This is a genomic window from Mycobacterium novum, from assembly GCF_010726505.1.
Classification (GTDB): domain Bacteria; phylum Actinomycetota; class Actinomycetes; order Mycobacteriales; family Mycobacteriaceae; genus Mycobacterium; species Mycobacterium algericum.
In genome coordinates this window covers 3768488-3788747 of sequence record NZ_AP022562.1, presented here as the reverse complement: position 1 = coordinate 3788747, position 20260 = coordinate 3768488, and the positions used below count along the sequence as shown (strand labels likewise).

The window sequence follows — 20260 nt, the reverse complement described above, 5'->3', positions numbered from 1 at the left end:
CCCAGGCACCGCAATCGACGCAAATGTTTCCGGCATAAACTTTCCCGCAATCGACCCGTATTGCGAAGCGAAGTCATCGATATTGCGGAAACAGATACCCACCCGATGCCGAAAAGTTGCCGACCCGCATAGCGACGACGAGGCCCCGCCCACGGCTGAACACGCAGGTCAGGGCCCCGTCTGTAAGAATCAGACGCCCAGGCTGCGGCCGATGATCTCTTTCATGATCTCGGTGGTGCCGCCGTAGATGGTCTGCACCCGCGCATCCAGGTAGGCCCGCGCGATCGGATATTCGCGCATGTAGCCGTAGCCGCCATGCAACTGCAGGCAGCGGTCGATCAAGTGGACCTGCTTCTCGGTGCTGTACCACTTGGCCATCGCGGCCTGTTCCACCGTCAGCTGCTTGTCCAGGTGCAACCGGATGAACTCGTCGACCATCATCCGCACCACGGTGGACTCGGTGGCCAGCTCGGCGAGCAGGAACCGGCTGTTCTGGAAGCTGCCGATCGGTTTGCCGAACGCCTTGCGCTCCTTGGTGTAGGTGATCGTCTGCTCCAGCGTGGCCTCCATCGCCGCGGCGGCCATGATCGCGATGGAGATCCGCTCCTGCGGCAGATTCTGCATCAGGTAGATGAAGCCCATACCCTCCTGGCCCAGCAGGTTCTCCACCGGCACATGCACGTCGGTGAACGACAGCTCGGCGGTGTCCTGGGCGTCCAGCCCGACCTTGTCCAGGTGGCGGCCGCGCTCGAAGCCCGCCATGCCGCGCTCCACCACCAACAGGGAAAAGCCCTGGGCGCCCTTCTCCGGGTCGGTCTGGGCGACCACGATCACCAGGTCGGAGTGGATGCCGTTGGTGATGAAGGTCTTGGACCCGTTGAGCACGTAGTGGTTGCCCTGCTTGACCGCCCGGGTCTTGATGCCTTGGAGGTCACTGCCGGTGCCTGGCTCGGTCATCGCGATCGCCGTGATCAGCTCACCGGTGCAGAACTTGGGCAGCCAGCGCTGCTTCTGCTCCTCGTTGCACAACTCCAGCAGGTAGGGGGCACAGACGTCGTTGTGCAGGCTGAAACCGATGCCGCTGTAGCGACCGGCGGTGGTCTCTTCGGTGATGATCGTGTTGTAGCGGAAGTCGGGGTTGCCGCCGCCGCCGTACTCCTCTGGCACCGCCATGCCCAAAAAGCCCTGCTTGCCGGCTTCGAGCCAGACGCCGCGGTCGACGATCTTGGCCTTCTCCCACTCCTCGTGGTGCGGCGCGACGTGGCGGTCCAGAAACCCCCGGTAGGACTCCCGGAACAGCTCGTGCTCGGGCTCGAACAGGGTTCGCTGGTACTTGACTGCGGCGCTCATCGCCTGACCTCCGAGATCGACGGAAACTTTCCGACGACAATAGACCAACCGGATGGTTGGGAGGTCAGAGGCCCGCTAGCCGGCCACTTCACTTGGATGTCTCCGGTGCGGATTACCGCGCGTCCGCCCCGGTACGGCGCGCTCCGCCCCGCCGTGCCGGTCGCTGGGCGGCTCCCGGCGCCGCGGCGCGACGTCGACGGGCGCCGCCCGATCCGCGGTTCTTCGGCGAAGCGGGGCGCGGCGGCGGGGCCGCCTTGGGGGCGGGCATCTGCAACGGGGCGACGTCGCCGACCAACGCTTGCACCGGCATCGAGTCGACGCCGACCTGTTGCGGGGCGACGGTGATCCCGGCCCGGCGCAGCAGTACCTGGGTGTCCCTGCGCTGTTCGGGCAACACCACGGTGACCACGTCGCCGGCGCTACCGGCGCGTGCGGTGCGGCCCGAGCGGTGCAGGTAGGCCTTGTGTTCGGCCGGCGGGTCGACGTGGACCACCAGCTGCACCTCATCGACGTGCACGCCGCGCGCAGCGATGTCGGTGGCCACCAGCACCCGAGCCGCCCCGGTGCTGAACGCGGCCAGGTTGCGGTCCCGCGCGGGCTGAGACAGATTGCCGTGCAGGTCCACTGACGGGATGCCGGACTCGGTCAGTTGCTTGGCGAGCTTGCGGGCCTGATGTTTGGTGCGCATGAACAGGATTCGGCGGCCGGTGCCGGACGCCAACCGGTGCACCAGATCCTTCTTGTCCTGCGCCCCCGCGACGTGAAACACGTGATGCGTCATGGCCGGCGGCGGCGCTGCGACGTCGTCGACCTCGTGCGACACCGGATCGTGCAGGAAGCGCCGCACCAGCTTGTCCACTCCGTTGTCGAGGGTCGCCGAGAACAGCAACCGCTGGCCGGTGGGCGGCGTAGCGGCCAGAATCCGCGTGACGCCCGGCAGGAATCCGAGGTCGGCCATGTGGTCGGCTTCGTCGAGCACGGTGATCTGCACGGCGTCCAGGCTGATCAGCTTCTGCTTCATCAAATCTTCGAGGCGCCCCGGGCAGGCCACCACGATGTCGACGCCGCCGCGCAGCGCCGTCTCCTGCCGGCTCTGCGCCACCCCGCCGAAGATGGTGGTGACCTTCAAGCCGTAAGCCGCCGCAAGCGGTTTGACCGTCGCGGTGATCTGGGTGGCCAACTCCCGGGTGGGCGCGAGCACCAGGCCCGACGGCCGGTTCGGGCGCCGCTTGACGTCGGCCAGCCCAGCTACCAACGGAATTGAGAACGCCAGCGTCTTGCCGCTGCCCGTCTTTCCGCGGCCCAGCACGTCGCGCCCCGACAGGGTGTCGGGCAGGGTATGGATCTGGATCGGAAACGGCGCGGTGATCTCGTTGTCGTGCAACGCCGCCACCAGTGGGGCGGGCACGCCGAGGTCGGCGAAGGATACAACAGATTTAATCATTGAGTGCGGTGCCTTTCCGGCATCGGTTGCGCTGCTCGAGCCATGACGACGAGGTCGGGTGACTGGCGGCGCAAAGTGGCGAGATTGCCGGTGGGCAAAATCGATCGCCGCGAGAAGAGCTTGTGCTGGACGCACCGTCCACCGGATATGGGTGGCGTGTAAGCGTTCCACGACGTACCGGCGTCCTTTGACGCCAGCGTTGGTTGTGACCCTAGCGCACCGGTGCGCGCAGCCCGAAACTTCTGTGACCGATCACACGCCGCGCGCGGCTGCTACGCCTGGCCGAATTCTCGCAGGCTGGCGGCCAGCGCCGCCGGTACCCGCGCCCGGATGCGGGTGCCGCCCTCGCCGTGCTCGGCTTGGGTGAGCCGGCCCTGTTCATGCACCCGGGCCACCAAATCGCCACGCTCGTAAGGGATGACGACGTCCACAGCAGTGTCGGCCGGCGCCACCAACTGCCCCATCCGGCGGCGCAGCGACTCGATACCGTCGCCGGTGTGAGCCGAGACGAACACCGCGTCGGGCAGCGCGCGACGCAACTGGGCCAGCGCCAGGTCCCCGGCGGCGTCGATCTTGTTGACTACCAACAGTTCCGGCGCAGGCTTGGCGTCCCGCTCGGCGATCACCTCGGAGATCACCTGGCGCACCGCGCTGATCTGGGCCAGCGGCGCGGGATCGGCGCCGTCGACCACATGCAGCAACAGGTCGGCGTCGGCGACCTCCTCCAGCGTGGACCGGAACGCCTCCACCAACTGGGTGGGCAGATGCCGTACGAATCCGACGGTGTCGGTGAGCACGAAGGGCCTGTCGTCCTCGAAAAGACCACGGCGCGTGGTGGGTTCGAGTGTGGCGAACAATGCGTCCTGCACCAGCACCCCGGCGCCGGTCAGCGCGTTGAGCAGACTGGACTTGCCGGCGTTGGTGTAGCCCACGATCGCGACGGAGGGAACGTCGCTGTGCAGGCGCCGGCTGCGCTGGGTGTCGCGCACCTGCTTCATCGCCTTGATTTCGCGGCGCAACTTGGCCATCCGCTCCCGGATGCGTCGCCGGTCGGTTTCGATCTTGGTCTCACCGGGGCCGCGCAAGCCCACCCCGCCGCCGCTGCCGCCGGCCCGGCCGCCGGCCTGCCGTGACATCGACTCGCCCCAGCCGCGCAGCCGCGGCAGCATGTAGGCCATCTGCGCCAGCGCCACCTGGGCTTTGCCCTCGGCGCTGGTGGCGTGCTGGGCGAAGATGTCCAGGATCAGCGCGGTGCGGTCGATCACCTTGACCTTGACCGCCTTCTCCAGCGCGGTCAGCTGCGCCGGGGACAGCTCGCCGTCACAGATGACGGTGTCGGCGCCGGTGGCCAAGACCACCTCACGCAACTCGACGGCCTTGCCGGAGCCGATGTAGGTGGACGGGTCGGGCCGGTCGCGGCGCTGGATCAGGCCCTCGAGCACCTGCGAGCCGGCGGTCTCGGCCAGCGCGGCCAACTCCACCATGCTGGCGTCGGCCTCGGCGGCACTGCCCTCGGTCCACACCCCGACCAGCACCACCCGTTCGAGGCGCAGTTGGCGGTATTCGACCTCGGAGACGTCGGCGAGTTCGGTGGACAACCCCGCGACCCGGCGCAGCGCCGTGCGGTCGTCGAGGGCCAGTTCACCGGTGCTGGGAAGCTCGGGATGACTCACTGCGCCGACCACCACCCCGCCGCGATGTCGCCGCGGGCTACCAGCTCCGACGGGCCGCGCAGATAACTGGTCGCCTCGGTGACGATGACGCGGACCTGCCCGCCCGGGATGTCGACCCGCAGTGTGCCGGTCGACGCGCCGGCGTCGGCCAGTGCGGCCACCGCGGCGGCCACCGTGCCGGTCCCGCATGACCGGGTCTCCCCGACCCCGCGCTCATGCACCCGCATCGACACCGCGCCGTCACGGGCGGCGGTCAGGACTTCGACGTTCACCCCGTTCGGGAACTGCCCGCGGTCGAAACTGACCGGTGCGGCCACATCCAGCGCGGCCAGCTCGGCCGCCGACAGTGCCGGATCCACGCACGCCAGATGCGGATTGCCCACGTCGACGGCGAGCCCGGCGAATCGCCGCCCGCCCACCACCGCCTCGCCCGGACCCAGCGTGTTGGCCTTGCCCATGTCGACGGTGACTTCGGCCCGCACGTCGTCGGCGTGGTGCACGGTGATCGGCCGCGGCCCGGCCAGCGAGCCGACGACGAACTCATCGGCCGATTCCAGGCCGGCGGCGCGCAGGTAGTGGGCGAAGACCCGGACCCCGTTGCCGCACATCTCGGCCACCGAGCCGTCGGCGTTGCGGTAGTCCATGAACCAGTCGCCGGCCGACACCCCCTCGGGCAGCTGGTCGAGCACGCCGGCGGTGACCGCGGCCCCGGCCGTGGTGACGCGCAGCACTCCGTCGGCGCCCAGGCCGCGGCGCCGGTCACACAGCGCGCTCACCGCGGCGGCCGTCAGGTCCAGTTCCACCCCTAGGTCCGGCAATACGACGAAGTCGTTCTGGGTGCCGTGGCCCTTGGCGAAAAGCATGTGCTCAGGATACGTGCCGCCACGCGGCCAGTGCCGCGTCGAGCAGTCCGCCGCCGGCGCCGTCCAACCATTCGATGCGGTGGTCGCGGCGGAACCAGGACCGCTGTCGGCGCACGTAGCGGCGGGTCCCGATGAAGGTCGGCTCGCGGGCGCCGTCACCGTTGCCGCCCGCATCGAGGTCGGCGATCACCTGGGCGTAGCCCAGCGCCCGGGCGGCGGTGACCCCGTCGCGCAACCCGGTCTTCAGCAGCCCCACCACCTCGGCCACCAGGCCGCAGTCGAACATCGTCGCGGTCCGGGCGGCCAGCCGTTCGTCGAGAAGCACGGTGTCGCAGTCCAATCCGATGATCGCGGTGTCCCAGCGGGGGACGCCGATGGTGGGCGCAGACGCGGCGAATGGCCGGCCGGTCAGCGCCACGACTTCGAGTGCCCGCACGATGCGCCGGCCGTCGGTGGGCAGGATCGCCGTCGCCGCAGCCGGGTCGGCGGCGGCCAGTTCGGCATGCAGCGCGGCCACTCCGATGTCGGCGAGCCGCTGCTCGTAGCGCGCCCGCACCGCGGGGTCGGTGGCGGGAAAGGACCAGTCGTCGAGCAGCGCCTGCAGGTAGAGCATCGATCCCCCGACGATGATCGGTACCGCGCCGCGGTTCATGATCGCCTCGACATCCGCGGCGGCCGCCTGCTGGTAGCGGGCGACCGTCGCGGTCGCGGTGACGTCGAGGACGTCGAGCTGGTGGTGCGGGATGCCGCGTCGCTCCCCCGGCGACAGCTTGGCGGTGCCGATGTCCATGCCCCGGTAGAGCTGCATGGCGTCGGCGTTCACGATTTCAGCTGATCTCCCCGACTTTTCCAGACCTTCGGCCAGTTCCAGCGCGAGCTGCGACTTGCCGGTGCCGGTCGGCCCGACAACCGCGATCGGCCTCACGGCTCCCAGACCCCGACGAAGTAGCCCACCCCGTAGGGGGCGTCGCGGTAGAGCTGCGTGGCGGAACGCGGCCGGTGCCCGACCAGCCCGGCCAGTGCCGCGAACGCCGCCCGGCCGACGACCTGCGGCGGCAACCCCACCAGGCCGGCTACATCGCCGCCGGCCAGCGCGTCGTCGAGGGCACGCTGGACGTCGACGTCGGCGGGGTGATGTCCGCCGGGGGCCGCCGCGGTCAAGGTGTTGGCCCCGTCGGCCAGCACCAGCACCCCGATCGGCTCGCCCGACTGCTCGATGTCGGCGCGCAGCCGCCTCCCGGCGGCCAACGCCGCATCCGGGTCGGTGTGGGCATGCACCGCCACCTCGCCGTCCGGGCGCAGCTGGGCGCTGATCCACCCTGCGACCAGGGCGCACAGCGGCAGGTCGGCCGACCGAGTGGCACCGGGCGACAGCCCTACGGAGACCTCGGTCCCGTATCCGGCGAAACTGCCGGCGCTGTCGGGCCCCCATGTCCCCTCGGCACCGGCGCCCAGGGCCACCCAGCGCGGCGGCAACACCTCGGCGGCCGCCAGCGCCGCGGCCCGCAATTCGGCGGCCTCGGGGGCGCTACCGGCCAGTTCGGGCACCAGAACCGGCGCCGACGGGATGATCGCGATCGGTCCCAGCACGAGACCCCGGCTAGGTCGTCGGTGACGCCACCGGCGTTTCCCGGTCTGCGCCTCCGGCTTCAGCGACGATGGTGGCGGCCTCGCCCCGGGCCAAGGCCGCCGTCGCGATGACGATCAGCACCACCCCGATGATCACCGCGGCGTCCTCGACCCCGCCGGCCTGAATGTGCTCGTTGAGCAGCAGCACGCCCAGCGCACTGGCCACCAGGGGTTTGGCCACGATCATCGTCGGCATCGATGCCGTCAAGGCGCCGGCCCGGAACGCCGATTGCTGGAAGATCATCCCGGCCAGCGTCGCGGCCAGCCAGGGCACCACCACGGGCGACTCCAGCGCGTCTTCCAGACCCTCGGCTTTGATCAGCTCCACCAGCACTTTCGTCAGCAATGCGAACACCGCCAGCGAGGTACCGGCCACCACGGCCAGCAGCACCGCGGCGGCCGGCCGGCCCCGGAGTCTGCGGGCAGCCACCGCGCAGGCCAGCAACAACGTGACCACCACCACCGACACCGCGATCCAGGTGCGCGCCGGCGCGTGCTGTTTGCCCTCGGTCGGGTCGCCGACGATCACCACCACCGCCAGTGCCGCGGCCAGCAGCACCGCCCACATCCACTCCCAGTTGGTGACCCGGCGGTGGGTCAACCAGGCGTACATCGGCAATGCGAACAACAGCGCGGTCACCTGCAGACCGGTCACCAGGATCACTGAACCCACCGCCAACGCCAACGCCTGAAGCGCGTAATTGGCCACCGCCGCGGCCCCGCCGCCCCACCAGCGCGCGTCGCGCAGCGACAACCAGAACAGCTGTAGATGCCCGACCTGCTGGTCGGTGATCTCCTGGGCGGACCGCTGACGGATCACGTCGCCGATCGCGGACGCCAGCGCGGCGCACAGCGCGAGCAGCGCCGCGATGACATTTCCTGTCGACATGGCCCCTCCTCAACCGCGCAAGAATACCCGCCAAACGCCGATCCGCCCGGTCGCCGCCGAGTTGCCGGTACAGCGCGGCGGTTAACTGCTTGAATACTCTTGGATACGTCTAGGTAGATCGAAGGCGCCGCGGTGCGCGGCAGATGCGCGGGTTGACCGCGAAGGGTTAGGTGACGACAGCGATGACCATCGACAGCGGTTCGTCCGCCCCCATCCCCCGCCCGGGCCCGCGACCTGGGCCCCGCCCCGGCCCCAGGCCCGGAGCCCGGCCCGCCCCGGTCGTTACCGGTCCTCCCAGCGCCGACCCGCACCGCTTCGGGCGGGTCGACGACGACGGCACGGTGTGGCTGGTCACCGCGGCCGGCGAGCGGCAGATCGGCTCCTGGCAGGCCGGTGACCCCGAGGCCGCGTTCGCGCACTTCGGTCGGCGATTCGATGATCTGAGCACCGAGGTCGCCCTGCTCGAGGAACGACTGGCCTCCGGGAGCGGCGACGCGCGCAAGATCAAGGCATCCGCGGCGGCGCTGGCCGAGTCGTTGCCGACGGCGAATGTGCTCGGCGACATCGACGCGCTGGCGGCGCGGGTCAGCGCGGTCGGCGAGCGTGCCGACGCCGTCGCCGCGGCCAATCGGGCGCGGCGTGACGAGCAGCGGGCCGCGGCGACCGCCCGCAAGGAGGCCCTTGCCGCCGAGGCCGAGGAGCTGGCCGCGAACTCGACGCAGTGGAAAGCCGCCGGCGACCGGTTGCGGGCCATCCTCGAGGAGTGGCGCACGATCACCGGCCTGGACCGCAAGACCGACGACGCGCTGTGGAAGCGTTATGCCGCGGCCCGGGACGGCTTCAACCGGCGGCGCGGTTCGCACTTCGCCGATCTGGACCGCGGGCGGGCGGGGGCACGCGAGGACAAGGAACGGTTGTGCAAGCGGGCCGAGGAGCTGGCCGGCTCCACCGACTGGGCCGCCACCAGTGCCGCATTCCGGGAGTTGCTCACCACCTGGAAGGCGGCCGGGCGGACGACCAAGGACGCCGACGAGGCGCTGTGGCAGCGGTTCAAGGCCGCCCAGGACACCTTCTTCAGCGCTCGCAACGCCGCCAACGCCGAACGCGACGCCGAACTGGTGGCCAACGCCACGGCGAAGGAGGCGCTGCTTGCCGACGCCGAGCGGATCGACCCGGCCAATCAGAATGCGGCGCGCAGCGCGCTGCGCTCGATCGTGAACAAGTGGGACGAGATCGGCAAGGTCCCCCGCGAGCGCTCCGCCGACCTGGAGCGGCGGCTGCGTGCCGTGGAGAAGAAGATCCGCGACGCCGGCGCGGCCGCCGACGCCGCCGGCGTGGATCCCGAAGCGCAGGCGCGCGCCGCCCAGTTCCGTACCCGCGCTGAGCAATTCGAACGCCAGGCGGAGAAGGCGCAGGCGGCCGGCCGCGACAAAGAGGCCGCCGAGGCCAGCGCCAGCGCCGAACAGTGGCGGCAATGGGCCCAAGCCGCCGAGCAGGCACTCAACCGGCGCTGACCCACCGATGTTTGGCGGCCGGGTAGGCCGGGTTAACCCCTTGGTGACAACGACCATCTCACCTGGGGGGAAGTATGGCCAGCAATATCACCGCAGCTCTCGACGTCGAGCGGCCGATCCGGACGGTCTACAACCAGTGGACCCAGTTCGAATCGTTCCCGCAGTTCATGGAGGGCGTCGAGCGTGTCGAACAGCGCGACGACACCCACCTGCACTGGACGATCAAGGTCGGGCCCGCGACCCGGGAGTTCGACGCCACCATCACCGAGCAGCATCCCGAGGAACGGGTGGCCTGGCGATCCGACACCGGTCCCCGGCACGGCGGCGTGGTGACCTTCCACAAGATCGATGAGGGCACCACCCGGGTGACCACCCAGATGGACATCGACCCGGAAGGCGTCGTGGAGAACGTCGCCGACAAACTCAACATCCTCGACCACCGGGTCCACTCGGATCTCAGGCGGTTCAAGGACTTCATCGAGAACCAACCCGCGGAGACCGGCGCGTGGCGCGGAGACGTGCCGCGGCGCTGACCGGCCCCGCCGCGCGGGTGTTCCGCTGGGGGGCCGCCGCGCGGCACCGTCGGTTGTTTCATCCGTCGGGCGTACTGGCGACCGGCTTCCTGGACCGGGTCGCACCGGCCGACGAGGGTCTGCCGGTGGGGTCGTCGGCCGTCGTCGCTCGTGTTTCCAAGGGTGTAGGCACTCCCGGCGCGGCGCCCGATGCCGTCGGATTGGCCCTGCGGGTGCCCTTCTCGCAGCACGATCCGGACTGCTGGGACATTCTGCTGGTGTCGGCGGGTTCGGGGGTGTTCGGCCGCGCGCTGGGGCTGCGCCCGGTGCTGTCATGGGCGGGCCTGACCATGACCACGCTCATGCCGCTGGGCTATCGGGAAGCCACGTGGTGGCTACGCGCCCGGTTGGTCACGTCGGTGCACGGCTACGGCTTGGCGCTGGGCAGCATGCGGCGCGAGATCGAGCGGGGCCGGGTCTGCTTCGAACTCGACCAGGCCCACGGCACGGGGGACTTTCGTCCGTTGGCCGATCTGGTGCTCACCGGCCTGGATCAGTGCCACGGGGCGTGCCACGACGTGTCGTTCGACCCGATCGTGAACACCGCGCCGGGGGTGGTCCTGCGTCCCCGGTGGCTGGCGGCACTGCGCGCCCAGGCCTATCGGGGAAGCCGCGACGGCCGGGGTGCGCCGCCGGTCACTCGCCGGGCGGCCGGTCGTCCGGACGCTTGATGTCGTCCAGCAGTCCGCGGGGCTGGCGCTGCGCGGTGCGTCGGCGGCGCTCTTCCTCGGCGGCCAGTTGCACCGCGGTGCGCGACCACACCAGTCGGGCCCAGTGAAACGTCAGCACGATCACCGTGAGCCAGCACAGGATCAGTCCGAAGCCGGGGCCCGGATGGCCTTGCATCACGGTCTGCCGCGACCATACGGCCAGCAGTCCGGCCACGCTGGCCACCGCCGAGCCGGCCAGCGCCACCCAGGCCACCGTCCAGCGCCGGGTCATCAGCGCCAGCATCGAGAACCCGACACCGAACACCAGCGCCAGCCACATGAACAGCCGCGACGGCAGCGTCACGAGCGCTTCGTCGGAACCGTTGGACGCGAACAACACATCCCAGCCCCGCACGGTTCCGGTATGCGGCAGCAGAAACGACGCCAGCAGCACGAAGACAGCGATCGAGACGACCAGTCCCCTGCCGCCGGGGTCGATTTCGCTGGCGACGCGCCGCTCCGCGGCCTCGATGTCGGCCCGATAGGCCTCGAAGTCGTCCGGGTTGCCGCCGTGACCGCTCATCGCACCGCCCCCGGCATCTTCGGCATGCCCAGCCCGACACCGGGTGGGGGGCCGGCGTGGCGGTCGCCCGCCCGGGTGCGGCGATGACTGTGCAGCGGCCCGTCGGCCAGCAGGTGGTGCGGTGCGGCGCCGGTCACCGTCGTAGTCACCACGTCACCGGGACGCACCTCGGCTCCGCCGGGCACGAAGTGCACCAACCGGCCGTCGCGGGCCCGACCGCTCATCCGCGCCGTCTGGGCGTCCTTGCGCCCCTCCCCGACCGCGACGAGCACCTCGACGGTGCGCCCGACCTGTGCCCGGTTCTCGACCAATGAGATCTCCTCCTGGAGGTCCACCAAGCGGTCATAGCGTTGCTGGACAACCTCTTTGGGCAGCTGGTCGGGCAGCTCCGCGGCCGGCGTTCCGGGACGCTTGGAGTATTGGAAGGTGAACGCGGCAGCGAATCGGGCGGCCCGTACCATCTCGAGGGTGTCGTCGAAATCCCGTTCGGTCTCGCCCGGGAACCCGACGATCAGGTCGGTGGTGATCGCCGCGTCCGGGATGGCGGCCCGCACCCGGTCGAGGATCCCCAGGTAGCGCTCGGCCCGGTAGGAGCGGCGCATCGCCCGCAGCACCACATCGGAGCCGGATTGCAGCGGCATGTGCAGCGTGGGACAGACGTTGCGGGTCTGCGCCATCGCCTCGATGACGTCGTCGGTGAACTCGGCCGGGTGCGGTGAGGTGAACCGGACCCGCTCCAGCCCGTCGATGTCCCCGCAGGCCCGCAGCAGCGATGCGAACGCCCCCCGGTCGCGCGGCAGTTCCGGGTCGGCGAACGAGACGCCGTAGGCGTTGACGTTCTGGCCCAGCAGCGTCACCTCGAGAACGCCCTGATCGGCAAGCGCCCGCACTTCGGCGAGGATGTCGTCGGGGCTGCGGTCGACCTCGCGGCCCCGCAGCGACGGCACGATGCAGAACGTGCAGCTGTTGTTGCAGCCGACGGAGATGGAAACCCAGGCCGCGTAGGCCGATTCCCGCGCGGCCGGCAACGATGACGGGAACTCCCGCAGCGACTCGACGATCTCGACCTGCGCCCGGCGGTTGTGACGGGCCCGTTCCAGCAGCACCGGCAGCGACCCCAGGTTATGGGTGCCGAACACGACGTCCACCCACGGTGCCCGGCTCAGCACACCGTCCTTGTCTTTCTGGGCCAGGCAGCCGCCGACGGCGATCTGCATGTCCGGGTTGCTGCGCTTGTTCGGCGCCAGGTGGCTCAGGTTGCCGTAGAGCTTGTTGTCGGCGTTCTCCCGCACCGCGCAGGTGTTGAAGACCACCAGGTCGGCGTCGGTGCCCGCGGCGGCGCGGCGGTAACCGGCCGCCTCCAGCATGCCGGCGATGCGTTCGGAGTCGTGAACATTCATCTGGCAGCCGTAGGTGCGCACCTCATAGGTGCGCAGCTGTTCGGAAATCACCGGCGAACTCACCCGGCCTATGGTACGGCGGCCGGCCTCGGCCGGACCGATCGGATTGACCCGCGGACGGGGATACAACCGCCAACACCGCATCGGTAGGGTCGGATGCCATGACCAGCGGCGGGCCGGATCCCGTGCCGATGATCGCCATCCGGGACGTCAACAAGTACTTCGGCGACCTGCATGTGCTGTGCGACATCAACCTCGACGTCGCCCGCGGCGAGGTGGTGGCGATCCTCGGTCCGTCGGGCTCGGGCAAGTCCACCCTGTGCCGCACCATCAACCGACTCGAGACCATCGACTCGGGCACCATCACCGTCGACGGCGAGCCGTTACCGGCCGAGGGTGCGTCACTGGCCCGGTTGCGGGCGCAGGTCGGGATGGTGTTCCAGTCGTTCAACCTGTTTCCCCACAAGACGGTCCTCGACAACGTCACACTGGCACCGATGAAGGTGCACAAGACCCCGCGGGCGCAGGCTCAGCGTCGGGCGATGGCACTGCTGGAACGGGTCGGGGTGGCCGATCAGGCCCGCAAACACCCCGCTCAGTTGTCCGGCGGGCAGCAGCAGCGGGTGGCGATCGCCCGTTCGCTGGCGATGAACCCGAAGGTGATGCTGTTCGACGAGCCGACCAGTGCGCTCGACCCGGAGATGATCAACGAGGTGCTGGCGGTGATGAGTTCACTGGCCGACGACGGGATGACCATGGTGGTGGTGACCCACGAGATGGGCTTCGCTCGCCGCGCCGCCGACCGGGTGGTCTTCATGGCCGACGGGACGATCGTCGAGGACGCCCCGCCGGCGGAGTTCTTCGGTGAGCCGAAGTCCGCGCGCGCAAAAGACTTTCTCGCCCGGGTCCTCGACCACTGATGCTGGTCAGGCGGCTGTTGCACCGGCTGGCACAGCTTTGTGCCGTGACGGCGGCGGGGTCCGCCCTGGCTGTGCTCGCCGCGGCGTGCACTGCCCACGACAGCGACAAGATCACCATCGGTGTCAAGTTCGACCAGCCCGGGTTGAGCGTCAAAAGACCCGACGGCACGCTCAGCGGGTTCGACGTCGACGTGGCCCGCTACGTCGCCGGGCGGTTGGGCTACCCGACTGAGCGCATCACCTGGCTCGAAGCGCCGTCCGGCCAACGCGAGATGCTGCTGCGCAACGGTCAGGTGGACTATGTGGTGGCCACCTATTCGATCACCGATTCGCGACTGGAGAAGGTCGACTTCGCCGGGCCCTACCTGCTGGCCGGGCAGTCGCTGTTGGTGCGGGCCGACAACAGCGACATCACCGGCACGGCGTCGCTGCAACGCCACAAGAAGTTGTGTTCGGTGTCGGGATCCACTCCTGCCCAACGCATCAAGGACCGCTATCCGGGGGTGCAGTTGCAGCGCTACGACACCTACTCGGCGTGCGTGGAAGCCTTGCGAAACGACGCCATCGACGCGGTGACCACCGATGACGTGATCCTGGCCGGCTATGCCGCCCAGAGCCCCGGTGCGTTCAAGCTGGTCGGCGAACGGTTTTCGCGGGAGGAGTACGGGATCGGCGTGCGCAAGGGCAACGACGGCCTGCGACACCGGATCAACGACGCCATCGAGCAGATGGAGCGCGACGGCTCGTGGCGGGCGGCGTTCATCGACAACTTCGGCGCCGCCGGCTTCGCGGTGCCCGACCCCCCGCCGGTCGCGCGATGATATTCGCCGAGTACCGGGGACAGATTGTCGAGGCGTTCACCGTCACGGTCGAGTTGGCGTTGCTGTCGGGCGGCTTGGCGCTGCTGCTGGGCACCGGGTTGGCGGCGATGCGGCTGGCTCCGGTTCCGGCGCTGCGGTGGCTGGGTGCGGCTTACGTTCATCTGCTGCGCAACACGCCGCTGACCCTGCTGTTGCTGCTGTGCTCATTCGGCCTGGCCCAGACGCTGGGGGTGACGCTGACCGATCCGCATTCGCCGACGTCGGTCGACGACAGCAATTTCCGGCTGGCGGTGCTCGGATTGGGCGTGTACACGGCGTCGTTCGTGTGTGAGGCGTTGCGTTCCGGCGTCAACACGGTGGGGATCGGCCAGGCCGAGGCCGCCCGGTCACTGGGGCTGAGCTTCAGCCAGAATCTGCGGATCATCCTGTTACCCCAGGCTTTTCGGGCGGTGATCATCCCGCTGGGCTCGGTGCTGATCGCGTTGACGAAGAACACCACGCTGGCGTCGGCGATCGGGGTCGCCGAGGCGGCGCTGCTGATGAAGTCGATGACCGAGAACACCGCGGCGCTGATGGCGGTGGGTGGCATCTTCGCGGCCGGCTTCGTGGTGCTCACCCTGCCGCTGGGGCTGTTGTTCGGGTATCTGGGCCGGCGCTGGGCGGTGTCGCGATGAGGTCGGCGGCACACGCGACCGTACTGTTCGATGCACCCGGGCCGCGGGCCCGCGTCCGCCACCACGCCATATCGGTGGCGACCGTGCTGACCGTGGCGTTGCTGGGCTGGCTGGTGTATTCACGGCTGTCGGCCAAGGGCCAGCTGGCCGCGGAGAAGTGGACACCGTTTTTGACCGCCGACCTGTGGCGGACCTACGTGCTGCCCGGGGTGACGGGCACCCTGACCGCGGCGGCCTGGGCCATCGGGCTGGCCCTGGTACTCGGTGTGAGCCTCGGCGTCGGCCGGCTGTCGAGCATCCGGCCGGTCCGCTGGTGTTGCGCGGTGCTGGTGGAGTTCTTCCGGGCGATCCCGGTGCTGATCATGATGATCTTCGCCTACTTCGTCTACGGCGTGCTCAACGCGTTTCCGCCACAGCAGCTCGCGTTGGCCGGGGTGGTGACCGGCCTGACGCTGTACAACGGTGCCGTCATCGCCGAGATCGTTCGAGCCGGTGTGCACGCCCTGCCCCGCGGGCAGTCCGAGGCGGCCGCCGCACTGGGGCTGAGCTGGGGCGGCTCGATGCGACTGGTGCTCCTGCCGCAGGCCGTCACCGCGATGCTGCCGGTGCTGGTGTCACAACTGGTGGTGGCGCTGAAGGACACCGCGATCGGCTACCAGATCACCTTCGTGGAGATGGTGCGCCAGGGCACGGTGGTCGGGTCCCAGTACAGCAATTACCTGCCCGCCCTGCTGGTAATCGCGGCGCTGATGATCAGCGGAAACCTGGCGCTGTCGGCAGGCGCCACCGCGCTCGAGCGCCGGCTGCGCCGCTCCCGTCGGACCCCGTTGGAGGCGGCCCCGATCGAACCGGAGGGTACTCCGGGAGCCCAGGTCGTATAGGTCTGCGCAGGCCCGGCCCGGCGTCTAGAGTCGGAGCCACCAGCCAGCGACAGGAGACCCTCATGGCCATCACTCCCAAGGACGCTTTCAACGCTGCCCGCGACATCGCCACCCACGCCGTGGAGAAGGCTTCCGACATCGTCGAGGACGCCGGCGACATCATCCGCGGCGACGTCTCCGGCGGTGTCAATGCGATCGTCCAGGACTCCATGGAGATCGCCACTCACGCCGTCGAGCGGACCAAGGAGGTCTTCACCGACCGCGACGGGGCCGACGAGGTCGACGAGGTCTGAGTTCAGACCCGGCGGCGCTCCCGTTCGGCGGCCAGTTCGGCACTGACCACGTCATAGGCGAGCGAGGGGCTATAGCCCCGCCGCGCCAGCATGGCCACCAGCCGCCGGGTGACACGCAGATCGTCCTCCCCGAGGGTTTCGCGACGAAGTTTGCTCTGCACCAGCTGTTCGGCCCGGCCCCGCTCGGCGCCCGCGTCGATACCGGCCAGCGCTCCGGCAATGACGTCTTCGTCGACGCCCTTGGTGCGCAGTTCGGCGGCGAGCACTTTGCGGCCCTTGCCCGCGCGTTCGCGCCGCGACCGCACCCACTGCGCGGCGAAATCAGCGTCGTCGATCAATCCGGCGGTGGCCAGCCGATCGAGCACCCGGGTGCTGACGTCGTCGGGATAGCCCCGTTTGCTCAGCTGCCCGGCAAGCTCTGCCCGGGTGCGGGCCCGCGCGGTGAGCAGGCGAAGGCACAGTGCCTTCGCCTGCTCCTCACGCTTGGCCGGATTGACCTCGGTGGGCTCAGAAGTCGACGGGGGCGGGAAGGACGTCATCAGCCAAGCCATCGGTCAGCACGGCGCCGATGCCGAGCTTCTCCTTGATCTTCTTCTCGATCTCGTTGGCCACGTCGACGTTGGTCAGCAGATAGTTACGGGCGTTCTCTTTACCCTGCCCGAGCTGTTCGCCGTCGTAGGTGAACCAGGAACCGGACTTGCGGATGAAGCCCTGGTCCACACCCATGTCGATCAGCGAGCCCTCACGGCTGATGCCCCGGCCATACAGGATGTCAAACTCGGCTTGTTTGAACGGCGGCGAAACTTTGTTCTTAACCACCTTGACCCGGGTGCGGTTGCCGACTGCGTCGGTGCCGTCCTTGAGCGTCTCGATCCGCCGCACGTCCAGGCGCACCGAGGCATAGAACTTCAAAGCCTTTCCGCCCGTGGTTGTTTCGGGCGAGTTGTGCACCATCACTCCGTCGACGAAGTAATTGTGGTTGCCCTCCACTTCGATGTCGAAGCGATGCATTGAGCGAGTGCGCGGTTTGACGTGTACATCGAGTACCCGGGAGGGCACCAGCCGCTGGGTGGGCTCGACGAACTGCGGTGTCACGGTGCTTTGACCACGGAATCGCGGCAGCAGCTTGTACTCCATCGACGGCGCCATGTAGGGCGCCACCATTTCCTGGAACTGCGCAGTCGCCGCGGTTGAGAACGTCAACACCGCCTTGCCTGCCAAGCCGGACGACCGTAGGCGCACATCCAGGCCGTGAGTGTCGCGCAGGTAATCACGCAACCGAGCCCGGGTACCGTCCGTCATCGCCTCGACGCAGATTTCGATGCGCCCACTGCCACCGGCGGTACGTTCTTGCAATCCCTTGGAGCGTAAGGTGAATGAGCCTTCATCCATGTACCAGATGGCCAGCGCCAGTGGAGTAAGCGCCTTGAGGTAGTCCTCGGAGAGGAACTTCTTACCGTCCCCGAGGTACACCGCGCGCTGCAGCTCCCCCAGCTCGGGCAACGGAGTGAAGTCGACGAAAGTCGCGCCCTGCGCGTTCTCCCGCACCGAGTGGCCGATGTTGCCCATCAGCGCTGTCTTCCACTGCAGGTACTCCACCTGTTTTGCGCCGTGCCCGAGCCGGAACCGCGCGCCATTGCGGTCACGCCGATTAGGCGAGAGGTTCCCATCGCCCATCAACGAACCGAGTACGATCTGGAACTGCTGGCCGCTGAGCAGGTGTGGCTCCGCGGTGAGAACCCGATCGCCGGCGATCAGTTCACCGGCTTCAGTCCAGCCGCCCGGGGTGCGAATGAGGTGGTTGGGCGTCGCGGCGAACTGGGATTTACCGTTGCCGCCGGATTTCTCAACGGTGAACTGCAGAAACTTCTCGGTGGGTCCGTTGTCGAACCAGTTGACCACCTTGCGCGGCACCAACTGATCGGTGTCGACGTCGTAGGACAGCACTTCGACGTCCATCTTGTTGTTGACGATCTTGCCGATCTTCTCGGTGGTTCCGTCGGCGAGGGTCACTCGGGTGCTGTAGTTCATGCATCCGAACATCACACCGATCTTCTCCCGCAGCTGGTTGATGAAGATCGCGGTGGTGCCCGAATTGTTCAGCGCGCCGGTCATCTTCCGCAGCGCCTGGCTCATCAGCCGGGCCTGCAGGCCGACGTGGCTGTCCCCCATCTCGCCCTCGATCTCGGCACGCGGAACCAGCGCGGCCACCGAGTCGATGACCAGGATGTCCAGCGCACCGGAGCGGATCAGCGTGTCGGCGATCTCGAGCGCCTGTTCACCGGTGTCGGGCTGAGACACCAGCAGCGAATCGGTGTCCACGCCGAGCTTCTTGGCATATTCGGGGTCCAGCGCGTGCTCGGCGTCGATGAACGCCGCGATCCCGCCGGCGGCCTGGGCGTTGGCCACCGCGTGCAGCGCCACGGTGGTCTTACCCGAGGATTCCGGGCCGTAGACCTCGACGACCCGACCGCGGGGCAGGCCGCCGATGCCCAGCGCCACGTCCAGGGCGATGGATCCGGTCGGGATGACCGAGATCGGCTGACGCACCTCGTCGCCGAGGCGCATCACCGAGCCTTTGCCGTAATTCTTGTCGATCTGGGCCATCGCCAGTTCGAGTGCTTTTTCGCGGTCGGGGGCTTGCGCCATGATGTCTCTCCTGTGGTTCGGTGTTCGGTTGACCGGTTCCCGGTCGGTTGGCCGTGACGCTAGCCACAGGGTCCGACAACCCGGCGAACTCTCTCCACAGTAGGCGAACGGATGTTCGAATCAAGTGCGACACGCGGCGCGGCGGCGTGTCGTATTTTCCAGGCCTAAGCCACCTGCATCACGTGCGCCGAGGCCCCGATGGCGGTGTCCTCGTCGCCCATCATGGTGCGCATGAACTCTTCCTGCTCGCGCCGCCCGCGGGCCGCCGCGCGGTCCAGTCCGCCGGGCAGCGCCAGCGCGGCGGCGCTGCGCAGCAGGTTCACCGGCATCCGCACCAGCGGATACCACGGCAGCACGAACGCCGGCAGGCCCAGCTTGCGCATCGTGCGCGGCCCCAGAAAGCTGCCGGTCACCGACAGGTGTGCCGACCGCGCGATGCGGCGCCGCACGCCGGTCAGCGCGGCATAGTGCCATTGCAGCGGATCGTCGGCCATCGGCCCGGCCAGCTGCTTGGTCGACTCGTCGGGCTCAGACAGCGCACCGAGGGTCTGATAGAGGATGCGGACGCCGTCACGGAAGCTGGCCGGCAGCCAGTCCTCGCGGATGCCCATCAGCCAGCCGACGTAGCGGGTCATATGCGCGATGTCCTCGAGTTCGCCCGGCGACAGCACGATTCCCAACCCGATTCCGGCGGCGGGCGGCGCGATCAGCGCCCCCACCAGGGTGGCGGCCATGTCGGTCTGGTTGACCGGCAAGCCCCACTCTTCGCCGCGCCAGTCCGGCAGCGCGGCCACGTGCCGGCGCACGTACTCGTGGATCAGCCGGACCCGGATGGTGGCCTGATAGCCGAGACCGAGCGGCTCCAGTCCCCCATCGCCGGTGACGTCCATCGCCCACTGCAGCGTCTCGGCGAACCGCTTGTTCGAGCCCTTTTCCAGCACGCCGGTGCGCAGCAGGGTCTTGTTGAACGAGGAGAACTGGTAGCCGCCCAGGAAGGACACATCGCGGGCGATGTAGGTGCCATCGGCTCCGCTGCGGCGCAGCGCCCGCTGCCCGCGGCGCACCCGGTCCATGTCGACCCAGTCCGGGATCGGCTCGAACTCAGCGAAGAACTCGCGGAGCGGTTCCGGCGCGTCGGGCACCGCCGCCAGCCCGTCGGCGAGGATCCGCTCAAAGAGCGGCCGTGCCTCCTTGACACCGGACATCCACTCCACCAGCCGCTGCATCGGCTCGTCGCCGACGGTCAGGTCCGCACCGATCTGGCGCCACCGCTGCGGCGACGGCTTGGCGATCGCCAACACTCCGGCCAGCATCCGGATGCTGGCCGGTGTCGCGCGAGGCGAGTCCGGATGGCGGGTCGGGATGGCCACGACGGGCGAGTTCATTCGAGGCCCCTCCCTCCAGCGCAGACTTTGGATAACAGCCGTGTTCCAAATTTAGGCCGCGGGTAGGGTG

At 69.0% G+C, this 20260-nt stretch carries 20 protein-coding genes; 8 read left to right on the top strand and 12 right to left on the bottom strand.

Going from position 1 to position 20260, the window contains the following annotated elements; genetic code table 11:
- Window positions 1-189 precede the first annotated feature (189 nt).
- From G6N19_RS17805 to G6N19_RS17775, 7 genes are all read right to left on the bottom strand, one after another.
- Window positions 190-1350 (bottom strand): acyl-CoA dehydrogenase family protein, encoded by a 1161-nt coding sequence (locus G6N19_RS17805; protein ID WP_193465376.1) that lies wholly within the window; start codon window positions 1348-1350, stop codon window positions 190-192.
- A 112-nt stretch (window positions 1351-1462) separates the two neighbouring features.
- On the bottom strand, window positions 1463-2794 hold the full coding sequence (locus tag G6N19_RS17800) for a DEAD/DEAH box helicase (protein WP_193465375.1): 1332 nt from the start codon (window positions 2792-2794) through the stop codon (window positions 1463-1465).
- Between the two features lie 272 nt (window positions 2795-3066).
- Window positions 3067-4467, bottom strand: coding sequence for a GTPase HflX (gene hflX / locus G6N19_RS17795; protein ID WP_013829397.1), 1401 nt, complete (start codon window positions 4465-4467; stop codon window positions 3067-3069).
- Window positions 4464-5330 (bottom strand): diaminopimelate epimerase, encoded by an 867-nt coding sequence (gene dapF / locus G6N19_RS17790; protein WP_013829398.1) that lies wholly within the window; start codon window positions 5328-5330, stop codon window positions 4464-4466. The genes hflX and dapF overlap by 4 nt, the downstream gene beginning before the upstream one ends.
- Before the next feature lie 4 nt (window positions 5331-5334).
- A complete protein-coding gene (gene miaA, locus G6N19_RS17785) occupies window positions 5335-6255 on the bottom strand; it encodes a tRNA (adenosine(37)-N6)-dimethylallyltransferase MiaA (RefSeq protein WP_013829399.1) in 921 nt (306 codons plus the stop codon).
- Entirely contained in the window at window positions 6252-6920 is a 669-nt protein-coding gene (locus G6N19_RS17780) for a class III extradiol ring-cleavage dioxygenase family protein (protein WP_013829400.1), read from the bottom strand. Before G6N19_RS17780 ends, miaA begins: the two co-directional genes overlap by 4 nt.
- A 10-nt stretch (window positions 6921-6930) precedes the next feature.
- Window positions 6931-7848, bottom strand: coding sequence for a DMT family transporter (locus tag G6N19_RS17775; RefSeq protein ID WP_013829401.1), 918 nt, complete (start codon window positions 7846-7848; stop codon window positions 6931-6933).
- 182 nt (window positions 7849-8030) lie between these two features.
- Between G6N19_RS17775 and G6N19_RS17770 the strand changes: the two genes are divergently transcribed.
- The 3 genes from G6N19_RS17770 to G6N19_RS17760 all read left to right on the top strand — a co-directional run bounded on the left by G6N19_RS17770 (window position 8031) and on the right by G6N19_RS17760 (window position 10605).
- Window positions 8031-9362 (top strand): DUF349 domain-containing protein, encoded by a 1332-nt coding sequence (locus G6N19_RS17770; RefSeq protein WP_193465374.1) that lies wholly within the window; start codon window positions 8031-8033, stop codon window positions 9360-9362.
- A 74-nt stretch (window positions 9363-9436) separates the two neighbouring features.
- A complete protein-coding gene (locus G6N19_RS17765; RefSeq protein WP_013829403.1) occupies window positions 9437-9895 on the top strand; it encodes an SRPBCC family protein in 459 nt (152 codons plus the stop codon).
- The gene (locus G6N19_RS17760) at window positions 9868-10605 is read left to right on the top strand and encodes a hypothetical protein (RefSeq protein ID WP_013829404.1); all 738 of its coding nucleotides are present in this window, start codon (window positions 9868-9870) and stop codon (window positions 10603-10605) included. The genes G6N19_RS17765 and G6N19_RS17760 overlap by 28 nt, the downstream gene beginning before the upstream one ends.
- Here the strand turns inward: G6N19_RS17760 and G6N19_RS17755 are convergent.
- Both G6N19_RS17755 and miaB read right to left on the bottom strand, forming a co-directional pair.
- Window positions 10571-11167 carry an Rv2732c family membrane protein gene (locus G6N19_RS17755; protein WP_193465373.1) on the bottom strand — a complete coding sequence of 199 codons (597 nt, stop codon included), beginning with the start codon at window positions 11165-11167 and terminating at the stop codon, window positions 10571-10573. The two genes, G6N19_RS17760 and G6N19_RS17755, sit on opposite strands and share 35 nt — an antisense overlap.
- Complete coding sequence (gene miaB, locus G6N19_RS17750; protein ID WP_232062720.1) at window positions 11164-12567, bottom strand: tRNA (N6-isopentenyl adenosine(37)-C2)-methylthiotransferase MiaB; 1404 nt, start codon at window positions 12565-12567, stop codon at window positions 11164-11166. The genes G6N19_RS17755 and miaB overlap by 4 nt, the downstream gene beginning before the upstream one ends.
- A 191-nt stretch (window positions 12568-12758) precedes the next feature.
- On the opposite strand from miaB, the gene G6N19_RS17745 reads away from it, so the two are divergent.
- The 5 genes from G6N19_RS17745 (at window position 12759) to G6N19_RS17725 (ending at window position 16156) form a co-directional block, all read left to right on the top strand.
- Window positions 12759-13487 (top strand): amino acid ABC transporter ATP-binding protein, encoded by a 729-nt coding sequence (locus G6N19_RS17745; protein WP_165757211.1) that lies wholly within the window; start codon window positions 12759-12761, stop codon window positions 13485-13487.
- A complete protein-coding gene (locus G6N19_RS17740; protein ID WP_081465531.1) occupies window positions 13487-14308 on the top strand; it encodes a glutamate ABC transporter substrate-binding protein in 822 nt (273 codons plus the stop codon). Before G6N19_RS17745 ends, G6N19_RS17740 begins: the two co-directional genes overlap by 1 nt.
- Complete coding sequence (locus tag G6N19_RS17735) at window positions 14305-14982, top strand: ABC transporter permease subunit (RefSeq protein ID WP_083039671.1); 678 nt, start codon at window positions 14305-14307, stop codon at window positions 14980-14982. The genes G6N19_RS17740 and G6N19_RS17735 overlap by 4 nt, the downstream gene beginning before the upstream one ends.
- Entirely contained in the window at window positions 14979-15863 is an 885-nt protein-coding gene (locus G6N19_RS17730) for an amino acid ABC transporter permease (protein WP_013829410.1), read from the top strand. The genes G6N19_RS17735 and G6N19_RS17730 overlap by 4 nt, the downstream gene beginning before the upstream one ends.
- A gap of 62 nt (window positions 15864-15925) precedes the next feature.
- A complete protein-coding gene (locus G6N19_RS17725) occupies window positions 15926-16156 on the top strand; it encodes an Rv1893 family protein (protein WP_013829411.1) in 231 nt (76 codons plus the stop codon).
- A gap of 2 nt (window positions 16157-16158) precedes the next feature.
- On the opposite strand, the gene recX is transcribed toward G6N19_RS17725, so the two are convergent.
- The 3 genes from recX to G6N19_RS17710 form a co-directional block, all read right to left on the bottom strand.
- Window positions 16159-16698 (bottom strand): recombination regulator RecX, encoded by a 540-nt coding sequence (recX, locus tag G6N19_RS17720; RefSeq protein ID WP_085975772.1) that lies wholly within the window; start codon window positions 16696-16698, stop codon window positions 16159-16161.
- Window positions 16664-18805: an intein-containing recombinase RecA gene (recA, locus tag G6N19_RS17715; RefSeq protein WP_193465372.1), complete on the bottom strand. Its 2142-nt coding sequence runs from the start codon at window positions 18803-18805 to the stop codon at window positions 16664-16666. The genes recX and recA overlap by 35 nt, the downstream gene beginning before the upstream one ends.
- A gap of 164 nt (window positions 18806-18969) precedes the next feature.
- Window positions 18970-20190 carry an oxygenase MpaB family protein gene (locus G6N19_RS17710; protein ID WP_013829414.1) on the bottom strand — a complete coding sequence of 407 codons (1221 nt, stop codon included), beginning with the start codon at window positions 20188-20190 and terminating at the stop codon, window positions 18970-18972.
- Window positions 20191-20260 lie beyond the last annotated feature (70 nt).

Bases quoted from the DNA above. Each gene is read 5' to 3' on its own strand.
- G6N19_RS17725 (WP_013829411.1), top strand. From the start codon at position 15,926: ATGGCCATCACTCCCAAGGACGCTTTCAACGCTGCCCGCGACATCGCC.
- G6N19_RS17800 (WP_193465375.1), bottom strand. From the start codon at position 2,794: ATGATTAAATCTGTTGTATCCTTCGCCGACCTCGGCGTGCCCGCCCCA.
- miaB (WP_232062720.1), bottom strand. From the start codon at position 12,567: ATGAATGTTCACGACTCCGAACGCATCGCCGGCATGCTGGAGGCGGCC.
- recA (WP_193465372.1), bottom strand. From the start codon at position 18,805: ATGGCGCAAGCCCCCGACCGCGAAAAAGCACTCGAACTGGCGATGGCC.
- G6N19_RS17775 (WP_013829401.1), bottom strand. From the start codon at position 7,848: ATGTCGACAGGAAATGTCATCGCGGCGCTGCTCGCGCTGTGCGCCGCG.
- G6N19_RS17730 (WP_013829410.1), top strand. From the start codon at position 14,979: ATGAGGTCGGCGGCACACGCGACCGTACTGTTCGATGCACCCGGGCCG.
- G6N19_RS17805 (WP_193465376.1), bottom strand. From the start codon at position 1,350: ATGAGCGCCGCAGTCAAGTACCAGCGAACCCTGTTCGAGCCCGAGCAC.
- G6N19_RS17740 (WP_081465531.1), top strand. From the start codon at position 13,487: ATGCTGGTCAGGCGGCTGTTGCACCGGCTGGCACAGCTTTGTGCCGTG.
- G6N19_RS17710 (WP_013829414.1), bottom strand. From the start codon at position 20,190: ATGAACTCGCCCGTCGTGGCCATCCCGACCCGCCATCCGGACTCGCCT.
- G6N19_RS17770 (WP_193465374.1), top strand. From the start codon at position 8,031: ATGACCATCGACAGCGGTTCGTCCGCCCCCATCCCCCGCCCGGGCCCG.
- G6N19_RS17765 (WP_013829403.1), top strand. From the start codon at position 9,437: ATGGCCAGCAATATCACCGCAGCTCTCGACGTCGAGCGGCCGATCCGG.
- G6N19_RS17745 (WP_165757211.1), top strand. From the start codon at position 12,759: ATGATCGCCATCCGGGACGTCAACAAGTACTTCGGCGACCTGCATGTG.
- G6N19_RS17755 (WP_193465373.1), bottom strand. From the start codon at position 11,167: ATGAGCGGTCACGGCGGCAACCCGGACGACTTCGAGGCCTATCGGGCC.
- G6N19_RS17735 (WP_083039671.1), top strand. From the start codon at position 14,305: ATGATATTCGCCGAGTACCGGGGACAGATTGTCGAGGCGTTCACCGTC.
- dapF (WP_013829398.1), bottom strand. From the start codon at position 5,330: ATGCTTTTCGCCAAGGGCCACGGCACCCAGAACGACTTCGTCGTATTG.